Below are 16154 nucleotides of genomic sequence, written 5' to 3'. Positions count from 1 at the left end.
CGATGTTGTCTCTCGTACGATCGCTGATCCTGTGTCTCCTGCTCTCGCCCTGTGGGGCGGCTCTCGCAGACGACTACCCTGCCCGCCCGGTCACGCTGATCGTGCCCTTCTCCGCCGGTGGTCCCGGCGACGTCATCGCGCGCATTCTCGGCAACGCCATGAGCGCGACGCTGAAGCAGTCCATCGTCATCGAGAATGTGGTCGGTGCCGGCGGCACGCTCGGCACCAACCGCGTCGCCAAGGCCGCGCCTGATGGCTACACCCTCCTCCTGATGCATGTCGGCCAGGCCACAGCGCCCGCGCTCTACGCCAAGCTGCCGTTCGACCCCGTCGGCGACTTCGCCATGATCGGGCTCGTGACGGACGTTCCGATGATCCTCGTGGCGCGGCCGAATTTTCCGGCCAAGGATCTCGGCGAGATGATCGCGCGCATCCGCGGCGAGGGCGACAAGATGACTTTTGGCAACGTCGGTCTCGGCTCGGCCTCGCAGCTCTGCGGCCTGATGTTCATGAGCGCGACCGACACCAAGCTCACCCCGATCTACTACAAGGGCGGCGGGCCAGCGCTGAACGACGTCATCGCCGGCCATATCGATGTCTACTGCGATCCCGCGACCGGGCCGACGCCCTACATCCAGTCGAACACGATCAAGGGCTACGCGATCACCAGCAAGAAGCGCGTGGCGACGCTACCCAATGTGCCGACCTCGGCCGAGGCCGGCGTTCCCGCATTCGATGTCACGACCTGGTACGGCCTCTACGCGCCGCGCGGCACGCCGAAGCCGGTTGTCGACCAGCTCGTCGGTGCGCTGCAGACGGCGCTAAAGGATCCCGCCCTGATCAGCCGCTTCGCCGAGCTCAGCATGGCTCCGGTCGAAGCCGAGCGCGCGACCCCGGAAGCCCTCGAAGCCTTCCTGAAGGCTGAGATCGGCAAGTGGGGGCGGATTATCAAAGCGGCCGGAATCGAGCCGCAATAGAGGTCGGCACCAAGGCGTAGCGAGTTTGGCTGTCATTCGTCCAGCAGCTCAAAAAACTCCTCGATCCGGTCAAACGGGTCATCGTGGCCGCGGGCGGCGTAGACGACGCGATCGCCGTCGCGTTGCAATGATCGCGCCTTGGATTTCCGCAGGCGGCCGGGGAGGAATGTCGCGGCGGCAGCCTCCGGCCCGACATCGAGCCTGACGATGCCGCGCCGCTTGCAATCGATCCTGAGTCTGGCGGCTGCGAAGAAATCGCGCGCCTCCGGCGGGAGCTTGCCGAAACGCCGCGAGGTCTCCTCCTCCAGATCTTCCAGATCGTCGTCGCTCCGGCATCTGGCGGCGCGGCCATAGATCTCGAGCCGCACCGCGTCCGATTGCACGTAGCCTTCGGGCAGCATGTCGCCGACCGGCAGGTTCAGATCGGGCACCCACAGGAAGGCGCCGGAATCGTTGATCCGTTCCGAGGCGAGCTTCAGCAGATGACTGTAGAGCACCGGGCCGAACACCTGCACGTGCCCCGATTGCTGCTCGGAGAACAGATCGCCAGCGCCCCTAAGATCCAGGTCGCGCTCGCTGATGGCGAAGCCGGCGCCGGGCTTGCTGAACTCCTCAAGCACGGCCAGACGCTTCTCGGACTGCGCCGAGGCCGACTCCGTCAGGAGATAGGCGAAGGCGCGCGTTCCGCCGCGTCCCACCCGCCCCCTGAGCTGATGGAGCTGAGCGAGGCCGAATTTTTCGGGCCAGCACACGACGATGGTGTTCGCGCGCGGAATGTCGAGACCGCTTTCCACGATGTTGGTCGCCAGCAGGACATCCGCCTCGCCGTCGACGAAGCTCATCATGCGGTCGTCGAGCTCGTCGACCGGCATCTTGCCGTGGAGACAAACGATACGAAGATCGGGAGCGAGTGCCTGCACGCGCGCCAGCATCGGCTCCAGATCCTGGATGCGCGGGCAGATCAGGAAACTCTGGCCGTGCCGCCGCCGCTCGCGCAGCAATGCGCCGGCGATGGCCGCATCCGAAAGCGGCGCGATCTTGGTCACGATCGGAAGCCGGTGAACCGGCGGCGTTGCGATCACGCTGAGATCGCGGAAGCCCGCAAGCCCCGCCGCGAGCGTGCGCGGGATCGGCGTCGCGCTCATCCAGAGCGTATGGGCATTCTTTGCCAAGCCTGAAAGCTTCGCCTTCTCTGCCGCCCCGAAATGCTGTTCCTCGTCGATGATGACGAGGCCGAGATCGGCGAACTTCACGTCCTTTGCAGAAAGCGCCTGCGTGCCGACCACGACCTTCATCCGGCCGCTTCGCAAGCCCTCTTTGGTCTCTCGCGTCTCCGGACCCGAGGTGGCCCGCGACAGGCTTCCGACTTCGATCCCGAGAGGTCCGAAGCGTTTGCGGAAGGTTTCGACATGCTGCCGCGCCAGCACGGTTGTCGGCACCGCGATCGCAACCTGTTTTCCGGATAGTGCCACGGCGGCGGCCGCGCGCAGCGCTACCTCGGTCTTGCCAAACCCCACATCGCCGCAGACGACTCTATCCATCGGATGACCTGCCCCGAGATCATCGAGCACGTCCTGGATGGCCTTGGCCTGGTCTACCGTCGTGAAATACGGAAACCGCGCGACGAACCTTTCATAGAGCGGACCCGGCGCGACCAGCTTGGGTGCGCGGCGGCGGTGGCGCTGGCTGATGTGTTTTGCGAGCGCCTTGGCGGCGGTTTGAATTTCAGCCTCGGCCTCGGTTCGCCGCGCCCACCACGTGCTGCCGTCCGCCTTGTCGCGCGCCAGCTTGCCGGGCTCGGCCGCATACGGCCATATCAAGGCAAGATCGGCCGGAGGCACGAGAACGGCGTTGTCGCCGGCGAACGCCAGCCTGACCATCTCGCGCCGCACCCCCTTCCCCATGGCGAAGGTCTGCAAGCCGTCGAGCAAAGCGAGCCCACGCTGCAAATGAACCACGGCCGCGCCGCGCTCCGGGACATCAGGATGATCGAACGCGGCGGTCCAGCTCCGCGCCATCGGCTGCGGATGATGGGCCCTGCTGCCGAGCACGTCGGACGCGGTCACGATGACCAGAGGCTTGCGGCCCGTTCCGACGAAGCCGGCATCGAAGTCGGCCAGGAACGCCGTCTCGCGATCCCGTCCCTCCGTTGCCTCGCTCCAATCGGCGCAGCGCTCCGCCTTGATGCCGCTCATCCGCTCCATCGCGCGGAGGTCGTCCTCGATGGCCGCGACGAACAACAGCCGCGATCCGGCGCGTTGCATATCGTCAATAAATGCGCGCAGGATCTTTCTTGGCGAAGCGGCCTTGGAGAAATCCGGTGTCTGCGTAAAGGCCGATTTCTGCGGCAACACGCTCATGCGCTTCTTCAGCCGCTTCCACTCGTCCCTGCCGAGATACTCGCGCTCGGCATCCCTGCGGCCGGCCGCCTCCTCGATGGTGCCCAGCCAGCTGTCGGCATGGCCGAGCACGCCGGCATCCACAATCCACCGCGCACGATCGCAATAGTCCGGCAGGGTCGCCCGCTGCCCGCGTTTGCCCCCGAGCGCAATCTGTTCGGACATCGGATCGATCAGCAATTCCTTCGTTTCGAACACGACCTCATGCTCGATCGGATCGACGGCGACGATTTTGCGGATAGTCCCATCGGAATGCTCGATCCTGAAGGGACTGAGTGCGCCGGCGGGGAACACCTCGAACGTCTTGCCGTGGAACAGGACGCCGCCGGGATATTCCGCCTCTTCGTCGAGGTCGTAGCCGAGCGCTTCCAGACGGCCCTCCAGTTCGGCTTCCGAAAAGGCTCCGCCCACCTTCAGGCTGAGGCTGGTCTTCGACCAGCTCGCCGGCAGCGGCAGCCGCTCCATGATGGCTTCTGCTGTCGACACGAGGAAGACCGGCTTCTTCGTCCTGGCAAGCCGCCGGAGCACCGAGCTGCGTCGCCCAGCGATCTCGCGCGACGGCTCAAGCCCATCGAACGGCAGATTGTTCAGCCGCGGGAACACCAGCACATCGACCGACGGGTCGAGTGCGTGGATCACGCCGCCCAGCCGCTCCGCCCTGTTCTCGTCGTCGCAGAGGAAGACAAGGCCGTCGCGGCCCGACTTCTCCCACTGCTCGCGCAGATGCAGCGCAAGCATGCCGAGCGGCGATGAGGACGAGACCGTGGAACGCGATGAGCTCTTGCTTTTTACGCTCTTGCTTTTCGAGCTCTTGCTCTTTGTCTTTTTCGCGCCGGTCGTGGCCCGGGCTTTCCTGGTGGGCGCCAATGTGTATCCAACTTTGTTTCGCAAATAGAGGCGCGCATCGACGAGCCCTCCCGTAGAGCTCGGTCGATAACGCAAATCGGGCCTAGGCGCCCAAGGACGTCATTACAATTTTGCGATTGCGTTGAAAAGCAGGGACACAGGCCCAAACGACCGGCGTGCACGCCCAAATTAAGGCCTATTGCAGGACCTTCGGCAGCACCACGACCACGTCGACGCTCTGCCCGAGGACCTGCGTCGCCACCACTGCGAGGTGATGCGAGAACTCATCCTCGATCTCGGCCGCGCAATCTTCATCCCTGGCAATCGCGAACAGCAGATTGCCGTCGACTTCGTCGAATCGGATGCCGGCGAAGATGCGATCGAACGTCTCGGCGCCCGCGATGAACGCGATTCGCGCCTGGATGGCCTGGTCTTCGATGAGGGAGAGCTTCATCATAAACGGGAACATGGGGGTGCCCCCGCCAAATACAAGAGCGGACGCGCGCTGGCGCGGCCTGCGGGGCGAACTATATTCACAGTATCCTCCCGCCTGACCACGCACGCCCTTGAGGAAGTTTTTGTATCTCTTTCTGCTGCTGATCCTCGTGCCGATCGGGCTGTCGGCCGGGCGCTATTATGTCTTTGGCGACGGCCGCGGCAATTGGCAGACGGCGGATCGCTCGAGTGCCGGCCTGCTGCCGCCGGCGTCCGCCAATCCGGAGGCGCTGATCCGGGTCTTTGCCGCGCGCACGGTGCGGTGGCGCAGCATTTTCGCCGTCCACACCTGGATCGTCGTCAAGGAGAAAGGTGCCGGCACCTATAGCCGATACGACTACACGGCGTGGGGCGACCCGATCCGCAGCAACGGATTTGCGCCCGACGGCCGCTGGTTCGGCGCCATGCCCGAGACAGTCGTGGCGGTCGACGGCGCCACGGCTGAAGAGCTGATCCCAAAAATCCGCAACGTCATCGAGACCTACAAGTTCCGCGCCTATGGCGATTACAGCGCCTGGCCGGGGCCGAATTCCAACACCTTCGTGCAGGCGGCGCTGGACGCCGTGCCCGAGCTTCGTGCCGTCCTTCCTCCGACCGCGGTCGGCAAGGACTATCCGTACAGCGGACGCTGGGCCGGCATCACGCCTTCGGGCACCGGCCTCTACGCCTCGCTGTCGGGGTACCTCGGCATGACGATCGGCTGGGTCGAAGGGATCGAGATCAATTTCCTCGGCGCGGTGCTGGGCATCGACATCCGTCGGCCGGCGCTCAAGCTCCCCGGCATCGGCCGCCTCGGCGTTGCGGCCGGCCTGTAGAGCGGCCGGCAAGAGCCTCGCCCAACAAAAATCTGGAAAACAACCCCATGCACAGTAGAACCGCCCCTCGCCGGTTGCTGGCGGTGGCGCGGCTTAAGTCGATCTGACGTTTAGCTAAATCGCTCGGCAGGCGCAGAGCGCGAGTCCCCTCCCTCGGCGACGCAATTTCGGCCGTCCAACGCGCCTGACTTCCTCAGGCTCCGCTCGTTTTGACTCGTCGGGCAAAACACTGGCAGAATTGCATCATGGCGGTCATGCCAGCCGACCTGATCCCGGAGCGATCATGACTGGCTGATGCGCAGCTAGCTCCCCAGCGCCGGAATGTTCTCGCGAAAGATGATCTCGCTGCGCGGTGCCTCGATGCCGTGCATGGCGCTGCGGCCCGCGCGCAGGTTGTCGAAGATCCCGACACAGCTCATCATCGTGTTGAGCTGACTTTGGGTGATGACGGCATCCATGGTGCCATCGAGCAGGAAGCTGCGCGTGTCCGAGGTCAAGCCATGACCGATGAAGACCACGTCGCGCTCCCGGTTCGCTTCCTTCAGGGCGCGGGCGACACCGTCGGCGGCGCCGCCGATGTTGTAGATTCCGGCAAGATCGGGATGCTGGCTGAGCAGCATGCGCGTCTGGCGGTAGTTGCGGTCGGCATCATCATGGCCTTCGCGCAGACCCACGACCTTGATCGAAGGGAACAGTTCTTCGAAGACGTGCAGGAAGCCCATTTCGCGCTCTTCATGCGCGCGATAGCTGCGGCTGCCCGCGATCATCGCGACCTTGGCCGCACGCTCGCCCAGAAAGCGCGCGATCAGATAGCCCGCGGTGCGCCCGATCGAGCGATTGTCCAGTCCGATATAGGCCGCGCGGCGCGCGTTCAGGATATCCGAGATCAGCGTCACCGTCGGCACGCCATGCTCCGCCAGCCTGTCGACGGTTTCCCTCACGACCGGATGCTCGAGCGCCATGAAGGCGATGCCGTCCGCCTTGTCGCGGGAGCGCCAGAGCTGGCGCGCCAGCAGATCGGGATTGAAGCTCTTGATGGTGTCGACCTGGCAATGGACGTTGAAAGGAGCGAGCCGGCCGTCGGAATGCGCGATCAACTGCCCCAGCGTGGACAGGAAGCGGTTGGTGCCCGCAGGCAGCAGGAAGAGCAGCCGCATCGGCTTGGGCCGCATCGCCGCCAGGAGATTCTCGGCCGGCATGTAGTCGAGCTCGGACGCCGCGGCGAGCACGCGCTGCTGCGTCATCGCCCGCACACCGGGCCTGCGATTCAGAACGCGGTCGACGGTCGCCGTGGAGACGCCGGCCCGGCGCGCCACGTCGACGATGCGGCTCAGCGAAGGGGTGACCGGTTTGTCCATCTCAACGACCAAACGTCAGATACATCAAAAACCATCATCATTATCGTTTGACACCGTAGCGCGGAGCCGCAATTTTCGCATCAACATTGTCTCAGAAACATCAAATAACATCAAATCGTCATTGGAGGAGAAGCCCATGCCCCTGACCCGCCGGCGCGCCCTGCAAGCCCTGTCCGCCCTTCCCGCGGCGGGTCTGATCGGCGGCCTCTCCCGCCCGGCCCGGGCGGCTGAATTTTCGCTGAAATACGGCAACAACCTGCCGCTGACGCATCCCCTCAACATCCGCGCCCAGGAAGCCGCCGACCGCATCGCCAAGGAAAGCAATGGCCGGGTCGAGATCGTCATCTTCCCGAACAACCAGCTCGGCGGCGACACCGACATGCTCGCCCAGGTGCGCAGCGGCGCGCTGAACTTCTTCACGCCCTCCGCGCTCGTGGTCGCGACCCTGGTGCCCGTCGCCGCGATCAACGCGGTTGGCTTTGCCTTCGCCGATTACGATCAGGTCTGGAAAGCGATGGACGGCGGGCTTGGCGCGCATGTCCGTGCCGCCATGGCCAAGGTCGGCCTCCATACCTTCGAGAAGATGTGGGACAACGGCTTCCGCCAGATCACCAGCGGCGCCAAGCCGATCGAGAGCGCCAAGGACATGGACGGGCTCAAGATCCGCGTGCCCGTGAGCCCGCTCAGCATCTCCATGTTCAAGGCGCTGTCGTCCTCGCCGACCAGCCTGCAATTCAGCGAGGTCTATTCGTCGCTGCAGACCCGCATTGTGGACGCGCAGGAAAATCCGCTGCCGATCATCCAGGTGGCGAAGCTCTACGAGGTGCAGAAATACTGCGCCATCAGCAACCACATCTGGGACGGCTTCTGGTTCATCGCCAACGCCCGCGCCTACAACGCCCTTCCCGCCGATCTCAGGACCATCGTCAGCAACGCCATCAACGACGCCGGCGTGAAGCAGCGTGAGGACATCAAGGCGTTCAATGCGACGGTGCAGGCCGATCTCCAGAGCAAGGGCATGAACTTCACCAAGCCTTCGCCCGACTCGTTCCGCGCAAAGCTGCGCGATGGTGGCTTCTACGGCGAATGGAAGGGCCGCTTCAGCGACGAGACCTGGGCGCTGCTCGAAGGCGCCGTCGGCAAGCTGGCCTGAGCGCGATGACGATCGCAGAGCATCAGATGACGGATTATCTGGAGGCCGCCGCCCCCCCTGCGTCCGACGCGGGCTCGCGCGAGTTCGCGAGCGCCTTCCGCACGGTCGACCGCTGGCTCGGTGCGGTGGTCGAGACCGTCGCGGCCGGCCTCGTGCTGGCCGAGATCGGCATCATGCTCGCCGGCGTCGTCATGCGCTACGTCTTCCACAACCCGCTGATCTGGTCGGACGAACTGGCCTCGATCCTGTTTCTCTGGCTCTCGATGCTGGGCGCGGTGATCGCGCTGCGCCGGGGCGAGCACATGCGCATGACCGGGCTCGTCAGCCATGTCGGCCCGGGCGCGCGCGCCTTTCTCGACACGATCGCAGCCGTGGCGCCGCTGGCCTTGCTGGCGCTGATCCTGCATCCCGCCTTCGACTACGCAAGCGAGGAGCAGATCATCGTCACCCCGGCGCTGGAGATCAGCAATGCCTGGCGCGCAGCCGCAATTCCCGTCGGGATGACGTTGATGGCCGTCGTCGCCGCGATCCGGCTCGCGACGCATCACCGCCCCGCGCTGATCGCCGCGGCTTTCATCACCGCCGCGATCCTGATTGCCGCATTCTGGCTTGCCGGACCGCTTCTCGCCCCGCTCGGACGCTACAACCTCATCATCTTCTTCGTCGGCGTCGTCGCGGCCAACGTGTTCGCCGGCGTGCCGATTGCCTTCTCCTTTGCGCTCGCGACCTTTGGCTACCTGGCGCTGACCACGAGCGTTCCGATGATGGTGATGGTCGGCCGTCTCGATGAAGGCATGTCGCATTTGATCCTGCTCGCGGTGCCGTTGTTCATTTTCCTGGGCGCACTGATCGAGATGACCGGCATGGCGCGGGCGATGATCCAGTTCCTGGCGAGCCTGCTCGGTCATGTCAGGGGCGGGCTATCCTATGTGCTGATCGGCGCCATGTACCTGGTCTCCGGAATCTCCGGCTCGAAGATCGCCGACATGGCCGCGATCGCCCCGGTGCTGCTGCCGGAGATGCAGCGGCGCGGCGCCAAGCCCGGCGATCTCGTCGCGCTGCTGTCGGCCACCGGCGCGCAGACCGAGACCATTCCGCCGAGCATCGTGCTGATCACCATCGGCTCCGTGACGGGTGTCTCGATTGCCGCGCTATTCACGGGCGGGCTGCTGCCGGCCCTGGTCGTCGGCACGGCGCTCTGCGTGGTCGTCTGGTATCGCTACCGGCACGAGGATCTGAGCCACGTGCGGCGCGCCTCGAAGCGCGAGATCGCAAAACTCATGATGGTCGCCCTGCCCGCCATCCTGCTGCCCTTCGTGATCCGCACGGCGGTGGTCGAAGGTGTTGCCACCGCCACGGAGGTTTCGACCATCGGCATCGCCTACGCGGTGCTGATGGGCCTTCTGGTCTACCGCCAGTTTCCCTGGCGGCGGCTGAAAGCCATGCTGGTCGAGACGGCGTCCCTGACGGGCGCGATCATCTTCATCATCGGCTGCGCCACTGCGATGGCCTGGGGCCTGACGCAATCCGGCTTCTCGCAGCAACTGGCGAAGGCGATGGCAGCGATCCCGGGCGGCTCCTACGGCTTCCTCGCGATTTCCATCGTTGCTTTCGTCGTGCTCGGCAGCGTGCTCGAAGGCATTCCGGCCATCGTGCTGTTCGGCCCGTTGCTGTTTCCGATCGCCAAGCAGGCCGGCGTGCATGAAGTGCACTATGCGATGGTCGTGATCCTGGCGATGGGCATCGGCCTGTTCGCACCGCCTTTCGGCGTCGGCTATTACGGCGCCTGCGCCATCAGCAAGATATCGCCGGACGAAGGCCTCAAGCACATCTGGGGCTATGTCGCCGCGCTCTTTATCGGCCTCGCCATCGTCGCAGCCGTTCCGTGGCTGTCGATCGGCTTCCTCAAATTCTGAAGACAATGGGAATCATGCAATGAGCCGTTTTTTTGGCGAGATCCGGCAAGCCGGTTACGTCGTTGACGACATCGAAAAGGCGATGGACTATTGGAGCCGCGAGCTCGGCATCGGGCCGTGGTTCTATAATCCCCGCGTTCCGATCGTGAACTACCATTATCGCGGCAAGGCCTATGAGCCGCACAATTCGGTGGCGCTGGCGAATTCTGGGCCGTTGCAGATGGAGCTGATCCAGATCCGCAACGACGTGCCGTCGATGTACGCCGATTTCCTGAAAGCGGGAAACAAGGGCTTGCAACACGTCGCCTATTGGACCGAAGATTACGACGCCGATCTCTCCCGCCTCGAGGCCGAGGGTTTCAAGCCGGTCATGAGCGGCGAAGTCGGCGCGCGCGGGCGTTTTGTCTATTTCGATACGGAATATCATCCGGGAACGGTGATCGAGTTGTCTGAAGTCGCGGGGCCCAAGGGCAAGATGTTCGACCTGATCCGCGCAGCCGCCAAGGACTGGGACGGACGCGACCCCGTGCGTCCCTTCCCCGATCTCACCAAGCTCTAGATTGCCTGTGATCCCGTGACGGCAAATCCTGTTCGCATCGAAGCCGACTATCTGATCGAAACGCCTGATGATCCGCGGCATGCCGCGGAAACGATGGCGGGCGAGCAGTCGAGCGGAACGTTCGTCGCCGTGCCCGGCGAGACGCCGGAGCTGAAGGCACGTGCGGCCGCACGGGTCGAGAGCCTCGAGCTGCTCGACCCAGTAACGGTGCCGTCACTCCCGGTCGCTCGTCCGATCAACCCTGACGGTCCGTGGCAGCGCGCGCGCGTCACCTTGTCGTGGCCGCTCGACAATATCGGCGCATCGCTGCCCAATCTGGTCACGGCGATCGCCGGCAATCTCTGGGAATTGCGCCAGCTGACCGGCCTGCGGCTGCTCGACCTGCGGCTACCGCTTGCATTCGCGTCCGCCTATCCCGGACCGAAATTCGGCGTTGCCGGGACGCGCGAGCTGACCGGTGTCAGCGGACGTCCGCTGATCGGCACCATCATCAAGCCGAGCATCGGGCTCAGCCCCGCCGAGACGGCCAATCTGGTCGCCACGCTGTGCGAGGCCGGCATCGACTTCATCAAGGATGACGAGCTGCAATCGGACGGCGCCTATTGTCCGTTCGACGAACGCGTGCGCGCGGTGATGCGCGTCGTCAACGACCACGCCGATCGAGCCGGCAAGAAAGTCATGATCGCCTTCAACCTGACCGGCGAGATCGACCAGATGCGCCGCCGCCATGATTTGGTGCAGGCCGAAGGCGGCACCTGCGTGATGGCGAGCATCAACTCGGTCGGCCTCGCGGGCATGGTCGAGCTCGGCCGCCACACGCAGCTTCCTGTTCATGCGCATCGCAATGGCTGGGGCGCGCTCAACCGTCATCCCGCGCTCGGCTGGGACTACACGGCGTGGCAGAAGATCTGGCGGCTGGCCGGCGCCGACCACATGCATGTCAACGGCATCGGCAACAAGTTCAGCGAGACCGATGACAGCGTGGTCACCTCCGCCAAGGCCGCGCTGACGCCGATGTTCGCGCACAAGCCATGCATCGCGATGCCAGTGTTCTCCTCGGGCCAGACGCCGGCACAGGCCCTGCCTACCTGGCGCGCGCTCGGCTCGACCGACCTCATCTTCGCGGCCGGCGGCGGCATCCTGGCCCATCCCGATGGACCAGCCGCAGGCGTCGCCGATCTGCGCGCGGCATGGGATGCGGCGATCGCGGGCACGCCATGAGCGGTGCCTCCGCCCTGCCCGACGGTCCACTCGTTGCCTTCTACGGCGACGATTACACCGGCTCGTCCGCGGCGATGGAGGCCCTCACCTTCGCGGGCCTGCCGACCATCCTGTTCCTCGAGCCTCCGACGCCCGAACGCCTCGCGTCCGCCAGCCACTTCCGTGGCATCGGCATTGCCGGAACGGCACGCGCGAAGGATCCTGCCTGGATGGAGCAACACCTTCCGCCGGCCTTCGACGTGCTCGCCGGCATCGGCGCGCCGATCGTGCATTACAAGGTGTGCTCGACCTTCGACTCCGCGCCGCATATCGGCTCGATCGGGCGTGCGATCGATCTCGCCGTGCCGCGGCTCGGTGGCAGCTGGCATCCGCTCCTCGTGGGATCGCCGGCCATGGGCCGCTATCAGATGTTCGGCCATTTGTTCGCGACCGTGAACGGCGTCGGCCGTCGCCTCGACCGGCACCCGACCATGTCGCGTCATCCGGTGACGCCGATGGACGAATCCGATCTCGGCCGGCATCTCGCAAAGCAGACCGCACGATCGATCGGGCTGATCGACTTCGTCACCATGGGCAATGGCGGTGCAGATCAGGCGCTCGCGCGCGCGAAGGCCGCCGGCACCGAGATCATCTCGCTCGACGTGCTCGACCAGCCTTCGCTGATCGAAGCCGGCCGCCTGATCTGGGAACATCGCGGCGAACGGCTGTTTGTCGCGGGCTCTCAAGGAGTCGAGCAGGCCCTGGTCGCCTATTGGCGTTCAACAGGCCTGATCCCCGACAGCAAGTGCGATCTACGTCTTGCAGGCGTCGAACGCATTGCTTGCGTCTCTGGCTCCTGCTCACCCGTCACCGCCGCGCAGATCGCTTATGCCGCGAACAACGGCTTCGATGTCGAGCGGCTCGATGCGACGCGCGCCGTCGACGCGGCGGAATGGGCTCAGGAAATCGGCCGTGCCGTCGAGCGTGCGCTCGCCGCGCTTTCGTCGGGACGCGATACATTGCTGGTCACCGCAAGCGGCCCCGACGATCCCGCGATCGATGCCCTCAACGCGGCCATCAAGGCGAGCGGCGCAACCGCAGGCGAAGTGAACGAGCGCATCGGCGCCGGGCTCGGCCAGGCACTGGACGCCATTCTGGACACCGCGCGGCTCCCGCGCGCCGTGGTCGCGGGCGGCGACACATCCGGCCATGCGTTGCAGGCGATGGGCATCTACGCGCTGACGACGATAGCTCCCCTCGCGGAAGGCGCGCCGCTCAACCGCGCGTCCTCGGATCGCGCGCATGCGAACATCGAGATCGCGCTGAAGGGCGGACAGGTGGGCGGCGTTGATCTGTTCTGCCGTGCGCGAGACGGCGGATAACACAAGCAGCCTCGCAAAGGCCAACAGCCGGTCTCGCGCCCGCAGGCTCGATCCGGATCAAGCTTGCGTTATCGTCCCCGAGCCCGATCCGCGTTAATCATTAGAAAGCGCGGATTGGGGCCCCGGGACCGAACGATCGCCGGGTTTAACAATTCGGTAACGATACAAATCTGCTTCAATCGCGTTAATGCAAATTGCACCCAGCCGGTGCGTTGGCCGTCACGACCCTGCTATAAAAGCGCGAGATCCGGCTCGGCCGACTTTTTCCGGGTTATCTGGTTTCCCTGGTCACGCATGAACAAGCCAAGCGACACATTCGATATCGCCATCGAGCAGGATTTCGACTTTCTGTCTCCGGAATACGCGGAGCTGTTCGACAGCTCTGCCGCGACTGCGTTTCAGCACCCGCTCTGGCTGGATAGTCTCTACGCCAAGCTCGCCTCCCATGCCGGCGCCAGGCCGCTGGTCGTCGTGGTCCGCCACCGCGCGAGCGGTGCGCTGGCGATGGTGCTGCCCCTGCTCCGGATCCGGCGCGGCCCGATCCGCACCATCGAATTCGCCGATCTGCGCGTATCCGACTATCTTGCGCCGGTCTGTAGCCCCGAGGTGTTTTCCAGCCTGCTGGAGGACGAAGGCGCCTGCGGCGAGATCCGGCGCCTCGTCCGTCCGTTCGATCTGCTCCGCATGACCAAGCTGCCCGACGGACGGCTTCCGATCGAAAGCCTCCTGGGCGCGCCGCGCCGGGTGTCGATGGATACGAACGCCTACGCGACCGTTCTCGTCGCCCCGTTCGAGCAATGGCGTGCCAGCGCGCTGGATCGCTCCTATCAGAAGGAGCTCGCCAAGAAATCTCGTCAGCTCCAGAAGAAGGGAGCATTGAGCTTCTTCTGCTGCGACGACAGCGCCTCCATCTCCGAGGCGATGGACGCGATGAAGCAATATCGCGGCCCGCGGTTTCAGGCCCAAGGCGATGGCGATCTGCTCCAGCGCCCCGAATATTACGGCTTCTATTCCGACGTGGCGATGCGCGGTCTCGGGTCGTTTGTCCGGCTCTATGCCACGAAGATGGACGGCAACGTGATCGCGGCCGTGCTGGGCCTCAGCCATCGCGGCAGCTTCCTCGTCATCATGAGCGCCTTCGACATTGCCGGATACAAGAGCCAGTCCCTGGGCTCGCTGATGTTCGAGCAGGTCGCAAAGGACTGCATCGAGCGCGGCGATCGCATGCTCGACTTCACCATTGGCGACGAACCGTACAAGAAACTGTTCGGCGGACAGCCGTCGCCGATGTGGATGGTGACGCAGGCCGGCAGCACTGCGGGCGCCGTCAGCCTGTTCGCACTGAAGCAGGCCCCCTGGCTCAAGCAGGCGGTCAAGCGGCTCTCGGATTTCAGGCTGCTGCCCGCGCGCACTCCGACGCCTACGCGCTGATCGATGCGCAGGCGATGGGACGCAGAATTCAGGCGCGCAGCGCGCCGCGGACGCGCCCGAGCCAGCCGGGATGCATCTGATCGAGGCGATGCGTGAGACTGCGCCGCAGGAAGTGCAGGCGGCGCCGCACGTCCCATCCGATATCGTTGCGCGAGGTCAGGGCCTGACGGAATCGCGCCATTTTCAGCGAGCGCTGGTCTGCCGCGAGCTTGTCGGGATCGGAATAGAACTGCGCGATCTTCTCCGTGCCCATGCCCGCAGTCGCAAGCCAGCGCGGCGCGTGCTCGGTGCAGAGACGATCGACGTCCACCAGCAGGCGGGCGACGCCCGTGCCGGCCGCAGGACAGTTGGTTTGGAACGCATCGCCGATGAGCACGATTCCGGGTTGCAGATGCCCTTCCACCACGGTCAGGTCCATCACCCAGTTCTGCACCTTGTCGGTCACCTCGAAGTCGCCGAGGTAGGGCCGCAATCCCGGCAGCAGGCGCAACACCGTCGCCTCCGGTTCGCGGCGCAGCTCGCGCATGATCGGATCGGTCGGGTCGCGGAACATGAAGAGGTTTGCCCGCATGCCCGCATGCACGGGAAACAGGCTGAGATAGTCGATACCGTCAGCCGTGCGCTCGCCGTAGCAGGTCAACGCCTCGAAATCGAACGGCACGCCGTCCTTGCGGGCGATCGTGAAGCCGAACGACACCGAGTGACGCTCGGCCAACACGCGCCGCTTGATGCCGAGCTTGTAGCTAAGAGCGCCCGCCATGCCGGTGGCGAGAACGACAAGGCGCGCGTCGAGGCGCCGTCCGGAGGCAAGCTCGATATGCTGGATATCGTCGCTGGGGCTGATTGCCGTGACGTCGTCGACGATCAGACTGGAGGGGTCCGGCAGCTGGCCGCGCGCCATGGCAACGAGATTGGCGTAGGAAAATCCGTAAGACTGGCCGACGCTGACATCGACCACCTTGCCTTCCCGGATATTGAGCACCCGGTCATACCGGCAGGCGACGTTCTCGAGCGCATGGAGGAAGCCCAGCTTGCGGAACATCTCCAGCTGCTGGCCGCCGAGCTTCTCGACACGGAATTCGTCCGGATGCACCGCGCGTTTGTCGACGAGCGCGACGCGATGCCCTGCCCGCGCAAGCACGGCTGCAGCAAGCGATCCCGCAAGGCCTCCGCCGACGATCGCGATGTCTACAGCCGCAGTCCCGGCGGTATCGATCGGCTCGGTCACGGTTCTATCCGTCGTCATGGTTTCTGGGCTCCCACGGTTAACGGTGGTTCCATGTGCAATTCCCTCGCCTGATGTCGTATCGCAGGGCCAAACGCGATCAATTCCGGCGATTGAGGTTAATGACGGGAGCCTTGATTGGCCGGACGACATCCCGGCACGCGCCTTGCTCAGGAATGATCACGAAATTCAGCTCTCTCGTCAGATCGACAGTTCAAATTCATTCCTGAGGAGCCATTCCGATGCTCGAACAGCCGCCAGCCGGCTGGCTCCGCCTCTTATCGCGTGCCGACCGGACATCACGCCGCTTTTCGGTCGAGCCGACGTTTGCTCAATCCGGGACATCAGGGACGCAGCTGTTCCGCCGTGAAGCAGCGGCGTACGACCTTCGTCGACCA

General features: G+C 64.8%; 13 protein-coding genes. 9 read left to right on the top strand and 4 right to left on the bottom strand.

Annotated features, from left to right (window positions below):
* Positions 1-2: 2 nt before the first annotated feature.
* Complete coding sequence (locus tag NLM15_RS15655; RefSeq protein ID WP_254117962.1) at positions 3-977, top strand: tripartite tricarboxylate transporter substrate-binding protein; 975 nt, start codon at positions 3-5, stop codon at positions 975-977.
* 32 nt (positions 978-1009) lie between these two features.
* Here NLM15_RS15655 and NLM15_RS15650 read toward each other — a convergent pair whose 3' ends face one another.
* Positions 1010-4114, bottom strand: coding sequence for a DEAD/DEAH box helicase (locus tag NLM15_RS15650; RefSeq protein WP_254117961.1), 3105 nt, complete (start codon positions 4112-4114; stop codon positions 1010-1012).
* Between NLM15_RS15650 and NLM15_RS15645 the strand changes: the two genes are divergently transcribed.
* Complete coding sequence (locus NLM15_RS15645) at positions 4113-4271, top strand: hypothetical protein (RefSeq protein WP_254117960.1); 159 nt, start codon at positions 4113-4115, stop codon at positions 4269-4271. The two genes, NLM15_RS15650 and NLM15_RS15645, sit on opposite strands and share 2 nt — an antisense overlap.
* 147 nt (positions 4272-4418) lie before the next feature.
* Here the strand turns inward: NLM15_RS15645 and NLM15_RS15640 are convergent, their stop codons facing one another.
* Entirely contained in the window at positions 4419-4679 is a 261-nt protein-coding gene (locus tag NLM15_RS15640) for a hypothetical protein (protein WP_254124248.1), read from the bottom strand.
* A gap of 121 nt (positions 4680-4800) precedes the next feature.
* Here NLM15_RS15640 and NLM15_RS15635 point away from each other — a divergent pair, with 121 nt between their 5' ends.
* The gene (locus tag NLM15_RS15635; protein ID WP_254117959.1) at positions 4801-5532 is read left to right on the top strand and encodes a DUF3750 domain-containing protein; all 732 of its coding nucleotides are present in this window, start codon (positions 4801-4803) and stop codon (positions 5530-5532) included.
* 302 nt (positions 5533-5834) lie between these two features.
* Here the strand turns inward: NLM15_RS15635 and NLM15_RS15630 are convergent, their stop codons facing one another.
* Entirely contained in the window at positions 5835-6890 is a 1056-nt protein-coding gene (locus NLM15_RS15630) for a LacI family DNA-binding transcriptional regulator (protein WP_254117958.1), read from the bottom strand.
* Positions 6891-7026: 136 nt separating this feature from the next.
* Here NLM15_RS15630 and NLM15_RS15625 point away from each other — a divergent pair, with 136 nt between their 5' ends.
* The 6 genes from NLM15_RS15625 to NLM15_RS15600 all read left to right on the top strand — a co-directional run bounded on the left by NLM15_RS15625 (position 7027) and on the right by NLM15_RS15600 (position 14531).
* Complete coding sequence (locus NLM15_RS15625; protein ID WP_254117957.1) at positions 7027-8043, top strand: TRAP transporter substrate-binding protein; 1017 nt, start codon at positions 7027-7029, stop codon at positions 8041-8043.
* A gap of 26 nt (positions 8044-8069) precedes the next feature.
* Complete coding sequence (locus NLM15_RS15620) at positions 8070-9959, top strand: TRAP transporter large permease subunit (RefSeq protein ID WP_375166837.1); 1890 nt, start codon at positions 8070-8072, stop codon at positions 9957-9959.
* A gap of 19 nt (positions 9960-9978) precedes the next feature.
* Complete coding sequence (locus NLM15_RS15615) at positions 9979-10518, top strand: VOC family protein (protein ID WP_254117955.1); 540 nt, start codon at positions 9979-9981, stop codon at positions 10516-10518.
* A 15-nt stretch (positions 10519-10533) separates the two neighbouring features.
* Positions 10534-11739: a ribulose-bisphosphate carboxylase large subunit family protein gene (locus NLM15_RS15610; protein WP_254117954.1), complete on the top strand. Its 1206-nt coding sequence runs from the start codon at positions 10534-10536 to the stop codon at positions 11737-11739.
* Positions 11736-13100 carry a four-carbon acid sugar kinase family protein gene (locus NLM15_RS15605; RefSeq protein WP_254117953.1) on the top strand — a complete coding sequence of 455 codons (1365 nt, stop codon included), beginning with the start codon at positions 11736-11738 and terminating at the stop codon, positions 13098-13100. The genes NLM15_RS15610 and NLM15_RS15605 overlap by 4 nt, the downstream gene beginning before the upstream one ends.
* Positions 13101-13394: 294 nt before the next feature.
* Positions 13395-14531 carry a GNAT family N-acetyltransferase gene (locus tag NLM15_RS15600; protein ID WP_254117952.1) on the top strand — a complete coding sequence of 379 codons (1137 nt, stop codon included), beginning with the start codon at positions 13395-13397 and terminating at the stop codon, positions 14529-14531.
* 28 nt (positions 14532-14559) lie between these two features.
* Here NLM15_RS15600 and NLM15_RS15595 read toward each other — a convergent pair whose 3' ends face one another.
* Positions 14560-15777 carry an NAD(P)/FAD-dependent oxidoreductase gene (locus NLM15_RS15595; protein WP_254117951.1) on the bottom strand — a complete coding sequence of 406 codons (1218 nt, stop codon included), beginning with the start codon at positions 15775-15777 and terminating at the stop codon, positions 14560-14562.
* Positions 15778-16154: the final 377 nt, after the last annotated feature.

This window comes from Bradyrhizobium sp. CCGB20, assembly GCF_024199855.1.
Lineage (GTDB): Bacteria > Pseudomonadota > Alphaproteobacteria > Rhizobiales > Xanthobacteraceae > Bradyrhizobium.
The sequence above is the reverse complement of the archived record's forward strand: the minus strand, read 5'-3'. Positions and strand labels throughout refer to the sequence as shown.